The organism is Paraburkholderia phymatum (assembly GCF_040965635.1).
GTDB lineage: Bacteria > Pseudomonadota > Gammaproteobacteria > Burkholderiales > Burkholderiaceae > Paraburkholderia > Paraburkholderia phymatum_B.
Genome location: NZ_JBFRCH010000028.1, coordinates 1 through 18,393, shown reverse-complemented (window position 1 = coordinate 18,393; position 18,393 = coordinate 1). Strand labels below are relative to the sequence as shown.

Annotated in this window: 16 protein-coding genes; 8 read left to right on the top strand and 8 right to left on the bottom strand. The window is 61.2% G+C overall.

Annotated elements, in window-relative coordinates:
• Window positions 1–168: 168 nt before the first annotated feature.
• Window positions 169–1,437 carry an RNA polymerase sigma factor gene (locus AB4Y32_RS31075; RefSeq protein WP_368724989.1) on the bottom strand — a complete coding sequence of 423 codons (1,269 nt, stop codon included), beginning with the start codon at window positions 1,435–1,437 and terminating at the stop codon, window positions 169–171.
• Window positions 1,434–1,802 (bottom strand): YciI family protein, encoded by a 369-nt coding sequence (locus AB4Y32_RS31070; protein ID WP_368724988.1) that lies wholly within the window; start codon window positions 1,800–1,802, stop codon window positions 1,434–1,436. The genes AB4Y32_RS31075 and AB4Y32_RS31070 overlap by 4 nt, the downstream gene beginning before the upstream one ends.
• A 651-nt stretch (window positions 1,803–2,453) precedes the next feature.
• Here AB4Y32_RS31070 and AB4Y32_RS31065 point away from each other — a divergent pair.
• Window positions 2,454–3,707: a GDSL-type esterase/lipase family protein gene (locus AB4Y32_RS31065; RefSeq protein WP_368724987.1), complete on the top strand. Its 1,254-nt coding sequence runs from the start codon at window positions 2,454–2,456 to the stop codon at window positions 3,705–3,707.
• Between the two features lie 598 nt (window positions 3,708–4,305).
• Window positions 4,306–5,475: a serine hydrolase domain-containing protein gene (locus AB4Y32_RS31060; protein ID WP_368724986.1), complete on the top strand. Its 1,170-nt coding sequence runs from the start codon at window positions 4,306–4,308 to the stop codon at window positions 5,473–5,475.
• A 57-nt stretch (window positions 5,476–5,532) separates the two neighbouring features.
• Here the strand turns inward: AB4Y32_RS31060 and AB4Y32_RS31055 are convergent, their stop codons facing one another.
• From AB4Y32_RS31055 to AB4Y32_RS31040, 4 genes are all read right to left on the bottom strand, one after another.
• Window positions 5,533–6,450, bottom strand: coding sequence for a LysR family transcriptional regulator (locus tag AB4Y32_RS31055; protein WP_368724985.1), 918 nt, complete (start codon window positions 6,448–6,450; stop codon window positions 5,533–5,535).
• Between the two features lie 98 nt (window positions 6,451–6,548).
• Window positions 6,549–7,163, bottom strand: coding sequence for a DUF1989 domain-containing protein (locus AB4Y32_RS31050; protein ID WP_368724984.1), 615 nt, complete (start codon window positions 7,161–7,163; stop codon window positions 6,549–6,551).
• Between the two features lie 20 nt (window positions 7,164–7,183).
• The gene (locus AB4Y32_RS31045; protein WP_368724983.1) at window positions 7,184–8,542 is read right to left on the bottom strand and encodes an amidase family protein; all 1,359 of its coding nucleotides are present in this window, start codon (window positions 8,540–8,542) and stop codon (window positions 7,184–7,186) included.
• A 23-nt stretch (window positions 8,543–8,565) separates the two neighbouring features.
• Window positions 8,566–9,258 carry an FMN-dependent NADH-azoreductase gene (locus AB4Y32_RS31040; RefSeq protein WP_368724982.1) on the bottom strand — a complete coding sequence of 231 codons (693 nt, stop codon included), beginning with the start codon at window positions 9,256–9,258 and terminating at the stop codon, window positions 8,566–8,568.
• Window positions 9,259–9,462: 204 nt separating this feature from the next.
• On the opposite strand from AB4Y32_RS31040, the gene AB4Y32_RS31035 reads away from it, so the two are divergent.
• The 3 genes from AB4Y32_RS31035 (at window position 9,463) to AB4Y32_RS31025 (ending at window position 12,323) form a co-directional block, all read left to right on the top strand.
• A complete protein-coding gene (locus tag AB4Y32_RS31035; protein WP_368724981.1) occupies window positions 9,463–10,908 on the top strand; it encodes a cytosine permease in 1,446 nt (481 codons plus the stop codon).
• Window positions 10,905–11,714 carry a creatininase gene (locus AB4Y32_RS31030; protein WP_368724980.1) on the top strand — a complete coding sequence of 270 codons (810 nt, stop codon included), beginning with the start codon at window positions 10,905–10,907 and terminating at the stop codon, window positions 11,712–11,714. The genes AB4Y32_RS31035 and AB4Y32_RS31030 overlap by 4 nt, the downstream gene beginning before the upstream one ends.
• 306 nt (window positions 11,715–12,020) lie before the next feature.
• Window positions 12,021–12,323, top strand: a complete 303-nt coding sequence (locus AB4Y32_RS31025; RefSeq protein ID WP_368724979.1) for a hypothetical protein — start codon at window positions 12,021–12,023, stop codon at window positions 12,321–12,323.
• A 211-nt stretch (window positions 12,324–12,534) separates the two neighbouring features.
• On the opposite strand, the gene AB4Y32_RS31020 is transcribed toward AB4Y32_RS31025, so the two are convergent.
• Entirely contained in the window at window positions 12,535–13,008 is a 474-nt protein-coding gene (locus AB4Y32_RS31020; protein WP_368724978.1) for an Lrp/AsnC family transcriptional regulator, read from the bottom strand.
• A 260-nt stretch (window positions 13,009–13,268) separates the two neighbouring features.
• Here AB4Y32_RS31020 and hppD point away from each other — a divergent pair, with 260 nt between their 5' ends.
• The 3 genes from hppD to AB4Y32_RS31005 all read left to right on the top strand — a co-directional run bounded on the left by hppD (window position 13,269) and on the right by AB4Y32_RS31005 (window position 17,242).
• A complete protein-coding gene (gene hppD / locus AB4Y32_RS31015; protein WP_368724977.1) occupies window positions 13,269–14,342 on the top strand; it encodes a 4-hydroxyphenylpyruvate dioxygenase in 1,074 nt (357 codons plus the stop codon).
• A 175-nt stretch (window positions 14,343–14,517) separates the two neighbouring features.
• On the top strand, window positions 14,518–15,900 hold the full coding sequence (locus tag AB4Y32_RS31010; protein WP_439899863.1) for an amino acid permease: 1,383 nt from the start codon (window positions 14,518–14,520) through the stop codon (window positions 15,898–15,900).
• Window positions 15,901–16,036: 136 nt separating this feature from the next.
• A complete protein-coding gene (locus AB4Y32_RS31005; protein WP_368724976.1) occupies window positions 16,037–17,242 on the top strand; it encodes an amino acid aminotransferase in 1,206 nt (401 codons plus the stop codon).
• Window positions 17,243–17,412: 170 nt separating this feature from the next.
• On the opposite strand, the gene AB4Y32_RS31000 is transcribed toward AB4Y32_RS31005, so the two are convergent.
• Window positions 17,413–17,736: a DUF4148 domain-containing protein gene (locus AB4Y32_RS31000; RefSeq protein ID WP_368724975.1), complete on the bottom strand. Its 324-nt coding sequence runs from the start codon at window positions 17,734–17,736 to the stop codon at window positions 17,413–17,415.
• Between the last annotated feature and the right edge of the window lie 657 nt (window positions 17,737–18,393).

Below are 18,393 nucleotides of genomic sequence, written 5' to 3'. Positions count from 1 at the left end.
ACGTGAACGTCGGGACGGTCAATGAGACCTTGGTCCAATAGGTCACGGACGTCGACCTTCCGGAAGGGTGCCTCGATGGGAACGGGTGTTTCGTGGCGACTGAGCCGAGTTGGCTCGCGGCTTGCAACCTTGCGCGGCAACCTTGCGCGGCAAACGCAGCGCGCTGTTTTAGCTGCTCGCCGATGACAGCTCAGTGCGCTTTCGCTGCAGGAACCGGCGCACGGCCGGATCGCGTTCGAGGCCGATTGCGAGATCGTACGCGCCGAGCGCTTCGGCCGTCGCGCCGGCACGCGCGAGCAGATCGGCGCGCGCGGCCCAGTATGGCTGGTACTCGTCCAGCCGCGGATCGTCCGCATACGGCTCGAGCGCGTCGAGCGCCGCCTGCGGGCCGTCGCGTTCCGCCAGCGCGAGTGCACGGTTCACCGCGACCACGGGCGACGCTGCGATCGCGAGCAGCGCATCATAAAGTTGCACGACCTCGATCCAGTTCGGACGATGCGTGCGGCAACGATGCACGTGTGCCGACTGCAGCGCGGCCTCGAGCTGAAAGCGTCCGATTGCGTTGAAAGCGTTCGCGCGCCGCAGCAATGCGTCGGCTGCGTCGATCATCGGTGCGTTCCACGTCGCCGGGTCCTGCGCCGATAGCGGCACATAGTCGCCAGCCGCATCGCGTCGCGCGTCGCACCGCGCCTGCGCGTACAGCATCAGCGCGAGCAGACCCAGCGTTTCGGGCTCTTCGGGCAGCAGCTCGACGAGCAGTTGTGCAAGAAACAGCGCCTCGCCCGTGAGATCGCGCCGTCCGGTATCGCCGCCGAGCGGGTCGGTCCAGCCTTCCGCGTACGCCGCATAGACGGCTTCCAGCACCGCATCGAGCCGGCCGGGCAACTCTTCGTGCTCGGGCACACTGAACGGAATGCCCGCTTCGCGGATCTTGTTCTTCGCCCGCACGAGACGCTTGCTCATCGCGGCCGGCGACATCAGGAACGCGGACGCAATCGTCTTCGCTTCGAGCCCCAGCACCACCTGCAGCATCAGCGGCGTGCGGATCGCGGCCTCGAGGGCAGGGTGCGTGCACGCGAACAGCAGCGCAAGCCGCCGGTCGGGCAACGCGCCTGCTTCATGCTCGTCGATCTCGTCAGCGAGGATCGCGAGCTGGTTCACCACTTCTCCGCCGACACGGTGATGGCGCGCGCCGTCGATCGCCCGGCGGCGCGCAACCGTCATCAGCCACGCTTCGGGATTCGCGGGGTAGCCGCGCTCCGGCCAGTCTGCGAGCGCGGCCGCGAATGCGTCGGCCAGCGCGTCCTCGGCCGCGGCGACGTCGCGCGTGCGCATCGCCAGCAGCGCAACGAGCTTGCCGTAACTGCGGCGAGCGACCGCCTCGGCAATCGAGCGCGCGGCGCCGTCAGCGTCGCGGCCGCAGCCGGACAGACTCATGCCGATGGCGCATCGTAGGGAGCGGTCCAGACCGGGCGCACTTCCATCATGCCGTGCGCCGCGCCGGGACAACGCGACGCCCACGCGATCGCCGCGTCCAGGTTGGGCACATCGATCAGGTAGTAGCCGGCGAGCTGCTCCTTCGAATCGGAATACGGTCCATCGAGCACCTGTGGCTTGCCGTCGACGAGCCGCACCGTGGTCGCCGTGTTCGTGTGCTGCAGCCGGTTGGCGCCCACCAGCGCCTCCGCTTTCTTCAACGACTCGGTGTACGCCTGGTACGCGGCGACGCCTTGCTGCCGCTCGCTATCGGTCATCTGGCTCCAACCGTTTTCTTCCGAATAGATCATCAACAGGTATTGCATATGAGCCTCCGTCATGGGGTTGAGGCGGTCGAATACATCGGGCCGCCATCACAATGACGCGCGGGCCGCACGCCGACGGACAGGCGGCGTCGAAAAAATCGCGAACGGCCTGCCGCGGCCTGATTCGTCCGCTCCCGGTCGAAGACTGCGCGCGCGGGCACTTCGGGCGAGTCCGCCGTTCCCATGCGGCTGCCGGATGCCACACCGCGCCGGGAAATCGCATGTGTTGACCGGTTCGTGAACGGAACCATCAAGCCATAAAGGTAACTGAATGGGCGCCTCTTTGCGCATGTGAACACTGCAGAGCTCGCCCGTTCTTTGGCGAGGCTGCTATCGCGACTCGCCGCCTCCTTTTCCGTTTCCATCCACAGCTGGCGCGGCCGGTCCCCTGTATATTCGATCTTCATTCAGTCGCGCGATGTGACGATCTTCTGCCGTTCGATCTTCCTCTTAAACCGGCATTAGAGCGTCGGCTCCGCCCAGGGAACGGACGTAACGGACGTCCACAAGCTGACCGTAGCCGGCGCTTAATCGGCGATTATCCGACGCAAGGAGATGCGCGGGTATGAAAGGTGCTCAGTTCATTGAAGCATTTGTTCCCGCGCAGGTTGACGTTCTTGCGGTTCGCCTGACCGCTTCGAGAGGCACCCCATGGACCAATTGCAACGCTTGGCCGATAGTACTGGCGCGTGGCCTCGACACGCACTGATCGCGCTTTTCGCGGTGGCCTGTCTTTCCTGTGGCGGTGGTGGTGGCGGAGTGTCCGATAGCTCGGCAACGATCGGCACGTCATCGATCCAGTGGGTCGGTACCTGGGCTGTCGCACCATGGGTCACCGATGCACCGGGCTTTAACAACCAGACCGTGCGTCAGATTGTGCACACCAGCGTTGGCGGGTCTGCCGTGCGTGTGCAGTTGTCGAACCTTTACGGGAGCCAGGCAGTCGTGATCGGCAACGTTTATGTTGCCCTGCGCGACAGCGGTCCCATTACGGTCGCCAGCAGCACCAGAACCGTGACGTTCGGAGGTCAACAAAGCGTGACGCTGCCCGCAGGCGCATCAATCGCAAGCGACCCTGTTTCCTTCGACGTGCCGCCACTCGCGGATATTGCCGTCAGCCTGTATCTGCCCGGCGCGGCGCCACCGCGCCCGACGGGTCACGACGGCTCGCTACAGGACGTCTATGTCGCGCCGGGCAACGTCGGCGCCGATCCGGCCTTCACCGGCTCCACCACCAACCCCGCCGGTCAGGCATATTATTTTCTGACGAACGTCGATGTCCAGAACGCAAAGGCAACGGGCGCGGTGGTGGCATTCGGCGCGTCGATCACTGAGGGGCTCGTATCCAGCAGCAACACTAATCACCGCTGGCCAAACGATCTTGCCGTGCGCCTGTTCAACGCGGGCATGGCGGTCGGTGTACTGAACGAGGGAATCAGCGGCAATACCTTTTTCACCGATGGCGATGGTGAAGCCGGCCTCAAGCGCTTCGATCGCGACGCGTTGGGCCAGCCGGGAGTGAAGTGGATCATCGTCTCCGACGATGCCGTCAACAACCTCAACACCCCGTCACCAGCCAGCGCACAGGATCTGATCGCGGCGTTTCAACAGTTGATCGGCCGCGCGCATCGGGTCGGCGTCAAGGTTATCTGCTCTACGCTCACACCGTTTCGCGGCACGCCGTTCTGGACGCCTGCGATCGAAGCAACACGCAAAGATATCAACGCGTTTGTGCTGAGTCCGTCGAGCGGCTGCGATGCCGTGCTGGACCAGGCTCGCGCCGTGAGCGATCCCGCTGACGCAGCCTCCTTTCTGCCGGCTTTTAACAGTGGCGATAACCTGCATCCGAACGATGCTGGCATGCAGGCGATCGCCGACGCATTGGACCTCAATAGTCTCAAGTGATCATGTCATTCTGGGCTTCTCATCCTGCGTGCTCGTTCTCAGCAAAGGACGCCGGCCGTCCGGGCGCGGTTGTCGAGTAGCGTCGAACTTCCAGGCGCTGCCATCTTGAGGCATTAGATAGGCTTGCGATACGATCGCCCGAATGTCTCATCCGTATTCGAATTCGGCGCAATTCGCGCGACGTCGATTCCGCAATGCAGGGCGGCGCGCCGGCTGCCTGGTTCTCGCTCATCTAACGAAGCCATCTTAAGTTTCTGCTGCAAAGGGCAATACGCCGGACGCGGCAGCCGATTCCTGCTTCCGTGAATTGCGCCGGATTCGCAATTCACGTCCTATAGTTGTTCAGCACGCACGGAAAAAAGAACGAAAGGCGATAGCCCCGAAAGCCGAAGTGCAGCGCGCTCTTCTGAGGTTTGTCCGTTTCGGTATGCGCGCGCTCGTGAAGCAGCCTGCATCCAGCGATGCTGTACCCGGCCATCGCGACATGGCGCCGGGATCATGAAGGGAAAAAACAATGGCGACTTCCCGCTTTGTTACGTACTCAGCGCGTGTGCTTTCGCGTAGCTTGTATGCGGTTGTACTGGCAACTGCAATCGGCGTGGCGGTTCCCGGTTGCGGTGGTGACGACACGCCAGCATCGAGCGAGCCGGCATTCGCCACCGCGGCGCGCCCGCAGATCAACGCGTTGCTCGCGGACACGATGACGTCGGGTGCCGTCGTGTATGTGCAGTCGCCGAACGGCGACTGGCTCGAATCGTTCGGAACGGCAGTGCGAGGCACGAACACGCCGATACCGACGACCGCTCACTTTCGCGTCGGCAGCGTGACGAAAACCTGGACTGGCACGGTGATTCTGCAACTCGTGCAGGAAGGGGCGCTAAAGCTGAGCGATCCCATCGGCAAATACATCGCGAACGTGCCCAACGGCGACCAGATCACGATCGAGCAGTTGCTGACGATGCGCAGCGGCCTCTACAACTATTCGACCAGTCTCGCGTTCAACCAGACGCTCGATTCGCAGCCGAACAAGGTGTGGACCACCACGGAACTGCTGAACATCGGGTTTGGCCAGCCGGTGTATTTCGCACCAGGGGCGGATTTTCGCTATTCCAACACGAACACGGTACTGCTTGGACTCGTCATCGAGCAGCTAACGGGGATGAGTGCCGCGGACGCGATGAAGGCGCGTCTTTTTACGCCGCTCGGCTTGACCGATACGTTTCTTCCGCCGCAAGACAACACGTCGTTGCCTGCGCCGTCGCCGCATGCCTACCAGTGGGGTACCAATGCCGAGACGGCGGATAGTGACGCGCTATCCCCTGAGCGTCAGGCGGCCGCGAAGAACGGGACGTTGCAGCCCACCGATGTGACGGGCGTGAACACATCATGGGCCTGGACTGCCGGCTCAGGCATCTCGACCGTGAAGGAACTGGCGGCGTACGTGCAACGGATGGTGGGCGGCGGCTATCTGAACGCCGATCTGCAGGCACAACGGCTCGCCAGTTGCCAGTCGATCCAGCCGTCGGACCCGATGGCCGCCAGTTACTGCCTCGGCCTGGCCAAATTCGGCACGTTTTACGGACACACGGGCGAAATACCCGGCTTCAATACGTTCATGGGCTACGATCCGACAACGAAGACGACGATCGTCACGTGGGCGACGACGGCTGCCGCGCCCGATGGCCAACCGCCCGCGAACGTCATCGCGCGAATCCTCATGGGAGAACTCAGCAAGGCGTCGGAAGTGCCGAGCGAGGGGCGGCCTTAGCAGTAGCGATGCGGCTCGCTGGCGCAAGGGAAACCTGGGATATCGAACGTCGAAGGGTTAGTCCGACACGGCGCACCTGTCGCGAAACGACTGGGCCTCTTCACGAAGCCACGTCGTGAACAGACGAAGACCTCTTTTAGGACGTGGCGAGGGCATCTCCACGAGGCGATACGAAAAACCCGGCAGACAAGGGCCATCGATCCGGCGCAAGCGTCCCGTGCGTAGTTCTTCGTCTATCAGTACATTGCTGCACATCAGCGGACCCAGGCCACATTCGGCGGCATACAGCGCGAGCATTTCCTCGCTGTACCATGAAATGCGAAAGTCGACCGTCTGATCGTGTTCGACCAGCGCGAGCCAGGTGGACCAGTCCGGTGCATTCAGCGTACGGTTTTCCCACTTATAAGCGAGCAACGGACGCTTGCGAAAGTCCTCGATCGTCGGGATACGCTCCTCAGGACAAATGCCGCGATCGGCAACTGCGATATAACAGTCCTCCAGAATCACGGATTCCTTATGATCCGTCTCGACGGTGCCATACCGGATGGCAACGTCGATATCTTCGGCGCGCAGATCGACAGCTTTCTCCGAGCCGTGGATATGCACCATGATGTCCGGGTGGCTTGCATGGAACTGCGATAGCCTGGGCATCAGCCAGCGCTCGGCAAAGGCACGGGTGGCCGAGATCTGGATCGAGTCTTCGGTTGCACGGGCATTGACGAGCTCGAACGCCTGAGCGATCTGGTCGAAGCCATCTCTCAGGATCGGGTAGATCGTTTTCCCTACTGGAGTGAGCGTCACCGCGCGGCCCGTTCTTTCGAAAAGTTTGTGCCCGATGCGTGCCTCGAGTTGTCGAATCTGATGGCTCACCGCCGTGATTGTCACGGACAGCTCAGCCGCGGCCGTAGTAAAGCTCTGATGTCGGGCCGCAGCCTCGAATGCGCGGATTGAATTGAGCGGTGGCAACTTGCGCATGGCGAAATACCTTCATCCGGATGGCTGGTTGCGGTGAATTAATTTTACCGGATAAGGCAGTGCGCACGCGCCGGCCACCGCAGAGTGCCAACGTGCGTTCAGCCTATCGAATAGTGTGCGTCGGTGGACATCATCCCGTTGACGGCCGTAACATCCTGCGGGCAGGCCGACAACACGACGATGAGATCCATTTCCGCGCGCAGTGCGACGTACTGGCCTGCCTGACTGACGGGCGGCGCGAATTCGAGCCGACCATTCGCGTGTACGGGTACGTTCATGAACAGATTCAGCGGACAGGGCGTTTCGTTCGACTTCAGCCCAAGACTCGCGAGTGCAGCGGCGAGATTATCGGTGCAGTTGTCATGATGGCCCACGACACCCAGTTGCTCATAACGGTGCTTGTCGCAGGCGGCGATAAGCGTGTCGTGCACGCCCGGTGTCGTGTCTTCGACGAGTGTCAGTATGGCCCGGCGATGGTTCGTGAGCAGTGTGTCGCCTACCTTCGGCACGAGCTTCAACATCGACGCGCGGCTGTGCTCCATCGACATCGATTCGCCGATGTCTTGCTGATTGAACGCCCACGTGTCGACTACCTGATGACCGTGTGTATTGATGACCTTGATCGTCATGCCCCTCGCAAGCTTGACCGCTACACCGCTACGCGCGGGAATACGGATGAGCGTGGTTTCAGGGTGAGAGGATGTTGGGTTCATTAGCTGTTCTCCACGGAAATTCATTGGATCGGTCGAGTCAGCAGCGCCGACTCGACCGCGAGACACACGCGCAATAGTCGATCGTCGTGCCCTTGCTGGGCGGAAAAGAGCACTGACGTAGGCAGACCCTGTCGATCGGCACCCGACGGCATGGCGACACCTGGCATATCGAGGAGACTACCAGGCATCGTAAGGGAGAGCGTCTCCAGATTGATGGCGGCAAACAGGCTGTCATTGGCCTCGAGCGCGGCAAGCGACGGTGCAACATGCTTGACCGTCGGCGTGACCAGCACGGCGTCGACTAGTTCGTGCTGCATGTCCAGCATGAGTTCGGCGCGCAGCGCACGGATGCGTGCCTCCACGTGCCGATCAATGCCTTTGGCGGCTAGCAGTCTGTTTCGAACACGACGATCGATCTGATCGCCTCGCTCGCCTTCGACGACTGGCTGAAGCAGAGACCACGCCTCGATAGCCCCGAGCCAGCCCGGTGTCGCAATCGCCTCACGCGAGCGCGTGAGCGCGTCGACAGGGCGTTCTTCGACGAGCGCGCCGCGTTCGCGCAAGCGCGTCACCACGCTGCGCACATTCCACGCGACATCCGGCTGGAGCGTCGGGTCATCGAGCAACGACGAATCGACGACGAACCGAACCTGCTCCAGCGGCGTCGCACATGCCTCCAGATTCGCGCGACCGCGCATCGCGCCGTCAACCAGCGCGCAGTCTTCGACGGTACGGGTGAGCGGCCCGAGACTGTCGAGGGTGACGGCCAGCGGGTGTACGCCGTCCATGTCGTAACGGCCCGTCGATGCGCGAAAGCCGACCAGTCCGTTGAACGCCGCCGGCACGCGGATCGACCCGGCCGTATCGGTGCCGATTGCCGCTGTGACGAGGCCGCGTTGCACCGCGATCGCGGACCCGGACGACGAACCGCCGGGCGCACGCGGCGCTGCTGCATGGAAGTCCGCAGTTGGCGTGCCGAAGTGCGGATTGAGTCCAAGACCCGAGAAGGCGAATTCACTCAGGTTCGTCTTGCCAACGGGAATCATGCCCATTGTCCGCATGGCGGTAATCACGGCCGCGTTTCGGGATGCCGGCGATGAGTCGATTCGAGTAATCGATCCTGCAGTCGTTCTGCTACCTGACACGTCGATCATGTCTTTTACGGCAAACGGAATGCCGTCGAGCCGGCTAAGCGGCACGCCCGATCTGCGCCGGTGTGCGGATTTCACGGCGGCGTCGTGCGCCCACTCGACGAACGAGATGAAGACGGCACGCGACGCGCGGGATTTCCTGATGGCGGTGCTGACCAGGTCTATCGCGTCGATGCTTCCATCTTGCAGCTTCAACGCGGTCCCGGCCATCGTCAAATGGGTGGGCATGGACGTTCGAGCCATAACGGCTTCTAGCGAACGGCCGCCAGTTCACGGACCAGAACGGGTACCGCAGCGAACGCGTTGGCGACCGATGCAACATGTCGTGCGTCGCCGAATTCCTGATAGCTGATGCTGATCGCGTGGCTTTCTTCCACGCCCAGATAGTGCGCGCAAGTCAGGATGTGAGTTTCCAGGTGGTTCATCTTTTCGCGGACACCGCCGGGTCCGAATCCGAACTCACCATGCGAACTCAGAATGACGAGCTTCTTTCCGCGCATGACGGGCTCCAGTGGGAAGTCGCCGCGTGCGAGATCGAAAGTGAACGTCTTGCCGATACGAATGACCTTGTCGAACCACGACTTGAGCGCCGCCGGCATCCCGTAGTTATACATCGGCGTGCCAATCACGATCAGATCCGCGCGGTCGATCTCATCGATCAGTTCGTCGGACAGACGCATTATTTCGCGTTGCTCCCGTGTGACGTTCTCTTGAGGGGTGAAGACGGCAGCGATCCAGTCTTCCGTGATGATGGGGGGCGGATTGGCTCCGACATCACGGGTAATGATTTCTGCGGCGGGCTCGATCTGAATCCAGGCATCGATGAAGGCGCCGGAAAGCTTGCGGCTGAGCGACCGGCCATTGCGCGCACTGGCATCGATGTGAAGAAGGGTAGTCATGGTGTGTGCATTCCTTTGCTTGCTAAAAAGTGAAAGATCAGGCACACCGATTTAGACATAACGCTTGCGTTAGCGCGATTGATGAATTTTTCTTTCGCGTTGAGAAAAACTCAACTGCGGGGGCGCGTGGCCGGCTCTCGGATTTTTTCTCAACGACGGTTGAGAATTCATCGATTTCGCCGTTTATTTGTCTCCGTTCAAATCCGGACTCAGCGACTCAGAGTCGCGAGATCCCAGGAGGAGACAGTCGTGTCAAACGATCAGACAGCGCAAGTGAATTCGAACACCGGCAGCGTATTCGACGTGCACGGCATTGAGCCCGTGCCTGGCGAAAGCAGGACGTCCGGACAGTTAGACCAGTTCTGGATCTGGGCCGGTGCGAACGTTGCACCGATCAACTGGGTGCTGGGGGCAATCGGTATCCAGCTGGGTTTGAGTCTTGTCGAAACGCTAGCGATTGTCGTGATCGGCAATGTGCTGGGGTGTGCATTGTTCGGCGCGATGTGCGTGATCGGACATCGCTCGGGAGTTCCGCAAATGGTGCTGTCGCGGCTGGCTTTCGGCCGGCGAGGCGCGCGGCTGCCCACGCTCATGCAGGTGTTGATGCCGATGGGCTGGGTGGCGATCAACACGTGGATCGTTCTGGATCTTGCTGTTGCCGCGCTCGATCGCATGGGCATGAGCGGTGGTATCGAGCTCAAGTATTTCATTGCGATCGCTGTCATGCTGATCCAGGTGGGCATCGCGACGTGGGGCTTTCACGCGATACGCTATTTCGAGCGTTACACGATGCCATTCGTCCTGCTCATCATGCTCTTGATGACCGTGCTGGCCTTTACGCATGTCGATATTCACTGGCACGTTTCAACCGCTCGCGGTATCGGTAAGCTCTCGGCGATGAGCAAGCTGACGACTGCGATCGGCATCGGCTGGGGGATTTCGTGGCTCGTCTATGCGTCGGATTACACGCGCTTCACGAAACTCGAATTGAGCACCCGGCAGGTATTTCGCGCGACCTCGCTCGGCATGTTCGTTCCGACTGTCTGGCTCGCTTTTCTGGGAGCGGCGATCGCGTCGTCGGGAAGCGGCGCCGATCCGTCCCAGCTCATCATTGCGGTGTTCGGTGCGATGGCGTTGCCCGTCCTGCTCGTGCTCGTCCACGGACCGATCGCGACCAATATTGTCGTCATTTACTCGGCGGCGCTCGCCACACTGTCGCTCGATCTGCGTGTTCCGCGCTGGGTCGTCTCCGTCGTGTCCGGCATTGTCGGCCTCGTGATTCTCCATCTGTTCCTGCACTCAGGCGCGTTTGCCAGCACCTTCGAGGATCTGATGGTCTTCTTTGTCGTGTGGATCGCGCCGTGGGCCGGCATCGTGCTCGTCGATTACTTTCTCGTCCGGCGCAGCAGAATCGATGTCGGTGCGCTTTACTGTCATCACTCGACGAGTGGATGCGGGGACGTCAAATGGTCCGGCGTCGCGGCGCTGGCGTTGGGTGTCATCGCGGCATGGCTCTTTCAGGTGAGCAGCATCGAGTCGCTGCAAGGACCTATCGCGATGGCGCTGGGCGGTATCGACCTCTCATGGCTCGCCGGGCTCGGGGTGGGTGGCGGGAGCTACTACGTCTTTCATCTTGCGCGACGCGACGCCCGATCAGGGCAGGGGTCTCTCGCCGATAACAGGAGTTCGACATGAACAGCGTGCGCATGGACAACATCAGCTGGGTCGAGTACGAGCAGCGAGTAAAGGCCGGGTCGGTCGTCTTTCTGCCGTGCGGCGCGACGGAGCAGCATGGGCCTCATCTTCCTCTTGGAACGGATGCTTTGCTGGCGAGCGCGATAAGCGAAGACGTTGCCCGTGAGGTGGGCGGCATCGTGGCGCCTGCGATTTCATATGGCTATAAGTCACAACCCAGGAGCGGCGGCGGTCAACATTTTTGCGGCACCACGAGTGTCGACGGCGCGACGTTGAGCGCGATGATCCGCGACGCGGTGCGGGAATTTCATCGTCATGGCGTCAGGCGTCTTGTGATCGTCGTCGGACATTTTGAAAACCAGTGGTTCGTCACCGAGGGTATCGAACTCGCGATGCGGGACATAGGTGACAGCAGAGGCGTGGAAGTCATGCGTGTGGAGCACTGGGAGTTCTGTCGCAGCGAAACGCTCGATGCGATTTTCCCGAAAGGGTTTCCTGGCATTGCGCTCGAACATGCCGCCGTGATCGAGACGTCGATGATGCTTCACTATCACCCGGAACTGGTTTCGCTCGACAGCATCCCGGACCATGGACCCGCTGAATTCCCTCCCTACGATATGTACCCGGCCCGCACTGCCTGGGTCCCGCCAAGCGGAGTGCTGTCATCCGCCAAAGATTCGAGCAGCGAAAAAGGGCGTCTGCTGGTGACGGATGTGGTCGACGGGATCGCGACGGCCGTGCGTCACGAATTCGGCGTGACGGGTCGTGCGCCGGCGATGTCGCCACATCCGCAGGTCGTCGATTGAAGATGATCGCATCCAGCTGAAGCGAGCACAGCGCATGGACCGCCGGCCATCGGCTGGGCTAAACCACCTGCATCGCGGCCATTGCCGATTGCGGGCGCCTGCACAGGCACGCATACGCAAAGAGTGATCGTCGCAGTGAAGAGCAGCGCATCGCGCCATCCCGACGCGCCGACCGCCCACTGGGTGAGCGGGACGGATGTCTTGCTCGCACAACGCTTGCGCTGGAGACGTTAGCGGTTCACATTGGGATATGGATGACTGACGTCCGCTGCCCATGCTCGCTGGACGGCGGTCGGGAGACGAGCGATGCAGAACGACAGACGGCCGCGGCGCGTGACATACGAGAAGGGGGTTCAGATCGGTGGCTCCGGATGGTTCGGGCGGTTGCTGGCCGTCGTCCTGAGCGCGATCGTGCTCGTAACGGCCGCGATGCTCTCGGTGGTGCTGCTCGCCGTGCTGTTCGCGGTGGGCACGGTCGGCGTCGGCTATTTCTGGTGGAAGACGCGCGCGCTGCGCCGGCAGGCGCGCGCGTTCAGCGACGACGAACGGACCGTCGACATGGAGGTCGTCTACAAGAACTCAACAGATGACGATTCCGCGAAACGATGACAATCGTATGATGCAAGCAGTGCCCGATATCGCTTCAGAACGTCTTATGAAAGGCGCACGACAGGCGGCGAGTTCATTTCATTGCTCCGCAGCGGGTTCATTGCTTTCAAATGGTAGTGCCGCTTGGGAGTGCCTTGATCCCGCTGCCTTCGTGTTTGCACGCTTGAGTCGCGAGTCCCATGGGAGGCTGGAGACGCGATAAAAAAAAGCGCTAGGTCGCCAGTGGCACCGCGCCGGAGCACTTGAGCTCGTCGAGACAAACGCTGGATTTGACTCCGCTCACGCCAGGGATGCGCATCAACGTATCGAGCAGGAATTCCGACAGCGCTTTCAAATCGCGTGCCACCACCTTCAGCATGTAGTCGATATCGCCCGTGACGGCGAAGCACTCCTGGATCTCCGTGAGTTCCGCAATCATGCCCTTGAACTTCGCCAGATCGCGGACATGACCACGCTCCATCGTCACCTGGATGAAGGCCACCACGCCGAAGCCGAGCACCTGCGCGTCGAGGCGGGTCTCGTAGCACCGGATCACCCCCAGTTCCTCTAGCCGACGATGACGCCTCAGCGTCTGCGCCGGCGACAAGCTGATTGCCTCCGCCAGTTCGAGATTGGAGATGCGTCCCCGGGTCTGCAGGATTCCCAGTAAGCGCATGTCGATACGGTCAATCTCAAGGGTCTGCACTTTTCTTTCTCCCATAACCAATGGGAAGAAATTTTAATGGGCAAACCAGGGTTTGTCTGTGTCCGTTAGGAAATCCTATTGCGGCGAAGGGAAATTACACTGATTCCCGAAATTGCTGCAATGCACGCGCATACGGCGCGCTGTCCGGCAGTCGCGGCGCGCGCATTGGCGCAGCGACATCCGGCATACGACACCGCACCCGATATGCCGTGCATTGCACCTCAACGAATCTTCCACTCTCCGCCAAACGCGAAACGATCATGGCCGACCTGTTTGACAATCCGATGCAACTGATGGGCTTCGAATTCGTGGAATTCGCTTCGCCTACGCCTAACGTGCTCGAACCTTTGTTCGAGCAGATGGGCTTCAAGCTGGTGGCGCGTCACCGATCGAAGGACGTGCTGCTGTACCGCCAGGGCGAAATCAACTTCATCGTCAACCGCGAACCGAACAGCGAAGCCGCGTACTTCGCCGCCGAGCACGGTCCGAGCGCATGCGGGATGGCGTTTCGCGTGAAGGATTCGCATAAGGCGTACGCCCGCGCATTGGCGCTCGGTGCCCAGCCGGTCGAGATCGCCACCGGTCCGATGGAGCTGCGCCTGCCCGCGATCAAAGGCATTGGCGGTGCGCCGCTTTATCTGATCGATCGCTTCGAAGACGGCAAGTCGATCTATGACATCGATTTCGAGTTCATCGAAGGCGTCGAGCGCCGGCCTGTCGGTCACGGCCTGCGCGTCGTCGATCATCTCACGCACAATGTCTATCGTGGCCGCATGACATACTGGGCGAACTACTATGAGAAGCTCTTCAACTTCCGCGAATTGCGCTACTTCGACATCGAGGGCGAATACACGGGCCTCACGTCGAAGGCGATGACGGCGCCCGACGGCAAGATCCGCATTCCGCTGAACGAAGAGTCGGGCAAGGGCAGCGGCCAGATCGAGGAATTCCTGATGGCGTTCAACGGGGAAGGCATTCAGCACATCGCGTTTCTCACGGACGATCTGATCCGGGTCATCGACAACCTGCAAATGGCAGGCGTGCCGCTGATGACGGGACCGAACAACTACTACTACGAGGCACTTGATACGCGCCTGCCGGGTCACGGCCAGCCCGTTGGCGAACTGCAGTCGCGAGGCATCCTCCTTGACGGCACCACTGCGGACGGCACGCCCCGGCTGTTGCTGCAGATCTTTTCAAAACCGCTCCTTGGCCCGGTGTTCTTCGAATTCATTCAGCGCAAGGGCGACGAAGGCTTCGGCGAAGGCAATTTCAAGGCGCTGTTCGAGTCGCTCGAACGCGATCAGATCGAGCGGGGCACGCTCAAGGTCTGATGTGCCCGCAACCCGGCTCATGGGCCGGTTCAACAATACAGATCCCAGCAGGATACGGCGCCGGCGTTACAAGCGCCGGCCGTGACGTCTTCGCAGATCTCGCTCGCCCCACAAGGGCAGGCGAACCGCGAGGCGTAACGTCCGGAATCAACCGCAGGACACAGGAGAAGACATCGTGGCAGACAAAGGGCAGGGCACGCTCAAACGCGGCCTGAAGAATCGTCATATTCAACTGATCGCGCTTGGAGGCGCGATAGGGACGGGGCTGTTTCTCGGCATCGCCCAGACCATCAAATCGGCGGGACCGTCGGTGCTGCTCGGTTACGCGATCGCAGGCATCGTCGCTTTTTTTATCATGCGGCAACTCGGGGAGATGGTGGTCGACGAGCCTGTCGCCGGCTCCTTCAGCTATTTCGCGGGCAAGTACTGCGGGCAATACGCGGGCTTCGTATCGGGCTGGAACTATTGGGTGCTCTACATTCTTGTGTCGATGGCGGAGTTGTCGGCAGTCGGCATCTACATGCAATACTGGTGGCCGGGTCTGCCGACATGGATCTCGGCGCTCGTGTGTTTCTGCGTGATCAACGCGATCAACCTCACGAGCGTGAAGTCGTATGGCGAACTCGAATTCTGGTTCTCGATCGTCAAGGTCGCGGCGATCGTCGGCATGATCGGATTCGGCGGCTATCTGCTCGTTTCGGGCAACGCCGGGCCTGAGGCGGGCGTGTCCAACCTCTGGCGTCATGGCGGCTTCTTCCCCAACGGCATCTCGGGGCTCGTGATGGCGATGGCCGTCATCATGTTCTCATTCGGCGGACTCGAGCTTGTCGGCATCACCGCCGCCGAGGCGGATGATCCGTCGCACACCATACCGCGCGCGACCAACCAGGTGATCTACCGCATTTTGATCTTCTACGTCGGCGCACTCGGCGTGCTGCTCTCGCTGTATCCGTGGGAAAAAGTGGTCACCGGGGGCAGTCCGTTCGTGCTGATCTTCCACGCGATGAACAGCAACTTCGTGGCCAACGTACTCAACGCCGTGGTGCTCACGGCCGCGCTGTCGGTCTACAACAGCGGCGTGTACTGCAACAGCCGCATGCTTTACGGCCTCGCGGGTCAGGGCAACGCGCCGCGCGCGCTGCTCAAGGTCAACGCCCGCGGCATTCCGCTCGTTGCGCTCGGTGTGTCCGCACTCGCGACGGCCGCGTGCGTGGTGATCAACTACGTGATGCCGGGCAAGGCGTTCGAGTTGCTGATGGGCCTCGTCGTATCGGCGCTGATCATCAACTGGGCGATGATCAGCATCATTCATCTGCAATTCCGCCGTGCCAAAGCACGCGCAAGCGAAACGGCCGTGTTCCGCAGCCTCGGCTATCCGCTCACCAACTATCTGTGCCTTGCATTTCTCGGCGGCATTCTCGTTGTGATGTGCCTGATTCCGGACCTGCGCGTTTCGGTTTATCTGATCCCCGTCTGGCTCGCTGTGCTAGGTGTGGGCTACCGCCTGCGCAACCGGCGCGCGGACGACTCGATACCGGAAGGCGTGCCGCTGCGCTAGTCACGCAATCGCCCGTGGGACGGCAAGAACGGCTGTTCCACGGTCGAACTGCGTTTCGGCGAGCCGATCGCGCTCGTTGAATCTCCCGCGCTTTCATAATCTCTTTGCCATCTCTTTGCCATTCGCAGGAATTGTCATGTTCGAACACATCGATGCTTATCCCGGCGACCCGATCCTCACGCTGAACGAGAACTTCGCGAAGGACCCGCGCGACAACAAGGTCAATCTGAGCATCGGCATTTATTACGACGACGACGGCCGTTTGCCCGTCATGCGAGCCGTGCACGAGGCCGAAACGCAATTGCTCGCGGAACCCGGCCCAAAGCCGTACCTGCCGATGGCGGGTTTTGCGCAGTATCGCGACGCCGTGCAGTCGCTGGTATTCGGCGACGACTCGCCAGCGCGTGCCGACGCACGCATCGCGACTGTGCAGACGTTGGGCGGCTCGGGAGCGCTCAAGGTCGGCGCGGATTTCATCAAGCGCTACTTCCCGGGCTCACAGGTCTGGGTGAGCGATCCGACGTGGGAAAACCACCGTTTCATTTTCGAGCGCGCCGGTTTCAACGTCAGCACCTATCCGTACTACGACGAAAACAGCGGCGGACTGCAATTCGAAGCGATGCTCTCGGCCATCGATGCGCTGCCCGCGCGCAGCGTCGTGCTGTTGCACGCGTGCTGCCACAATCCGACCGGCGTGGACCTGAGCGAGTTGCAATGGCTGACGTTGATCGAGGTGCTCAAGAAGCGCGAACTGCTGCCTTTCATCGACATGGCCTATCAGGGTTTCGGCGCGGGCATCGATGCCGACGCATTTGCGATTCGCGAGCTTGCACGCCAGAACGTGCCCGCGTTCGTCGCCAATTCGTTCTCGAAGAACTTCTCGCTGTACGGCGAGCGCTGTGGTGGTCTGTCGGTCATCTGCGAGTCGCGGGACGTCGCGGGGCGCGTGTTGGGGCAGTTGACGAGCGCCGTGCGCGCGAACTACAGCAACCCGCCGACGCACGGCGCGAAGATCGTTGCCCGGGTGCTCACGACACCCGCGCTGCGGCAGTCGTGGGACGAGGAACTCTCGACGATGTGCAGGCGCATCGTCCGCATGCGCGCCGCAATCCATGATCGTTTGCGCGGCAACGTGCCGGACGCGCTCCTCGCGCGATACCTGGAGCAGCGCGGGATGTTCACTTACACGGGATTGTCGGCGCAGCAGGTCGACCTGCTGCGCGAGCGGCACGGCGTCTACCTGATCCGGTCTGGCCGCATGTGCGTCGCGGCGCTCAACGAGAAAAACGTTGGCACGGCCGCGCAGGCGATTTCGGAGATCTTCTCGCAGGCGACGAACTGAGATTCGATTGGGCGACGGGCGGTTCATCGTATCGCCCGTCCTTGCAGTGTCATGTAAGCGCGTCAGTCACATGCGCGCATTGGATCATATGGTCCGGTGCGACTGCATTCCCGGCAATGGTATCTGCGCGTCGCCAGGAAAGCCGGGCCACGCGCGGATACGCAGGGCGGCTATTGACCGCCGAAGTAGAGTTGCTTCATCTCGTCCAAAGTGGCGGGTTGCGCAGTTGCGCGCGAACCCGCTGCCGATGAACCGGGCGTCACGCCACCGTAGGCGGTTGCGCCGCTTTGCATCCACACGCGCGCCTCGGCCGCCTGGATGTCCGCTGGATAATTCGGGTCTTCGCCTTTGGCGGGGTCATAGCCTGCCTGTTCGAGCTGCTGCAACTCGGCGCGAACCTGGGCGCGCGTCGGTGCCGCATCGTTTTGCGAGAACGCCGCGAGCGGCAACGAAAGCGCCGACGCAGCGGCAACTGCAATCGCGAATGATTTCATGATGCCCCCTTCCTCGTGGATGTCAGGGTGCCTCGTTACGGATGCAAGACCGTGTAACTGGCCATCGAAGTCTAGACGGGCAAACCTTCAACTTCGATACGAATGGGCATGGCCCGCGCAAAATCGCAATGTTCGGGTATCACAAGAGCACCATCGCGAAGGGCAGGCAGTGCCAGACGAGCTGTCCGCAGAGAAAAGACGATCAGGGAAGCTGAAAATCGCAAAGCGCTCCCAGTACGCGGCTGTGTGTAAATGAAAAAGCGTCGCTCACTGTCGGCCCATTTCGGGAATGTATTCAATAGAAGATTCCCACTTTCATCCGCGCGCGTGCCGCCTTTCATCGCGCTTGCGGATTGCCGCTTGGGTCACGCGTTACGAGCTTCGCGACAGAGCCCATTTTCTGCGGTCGGCAAGCGATGGCCCGACTCGATACAGGCAGCTCTTGTGACGTGTTCCGTCCAATGCGTGCAATTAGATTATTTTTTATTTCTAGTCCTTATTTATTGTTGGCGACTGCATTTCTGATCTAAGGCAATGCTGATCAAGTCCACCGTTCATGGCTGTCATGCGTTATTGCGTAGACATGCAACGGTAAAAAAAATGAAGAACCAACTGACACTGGCGATGGCGGTCGATCAATGCGGAGGATTCGGAGCG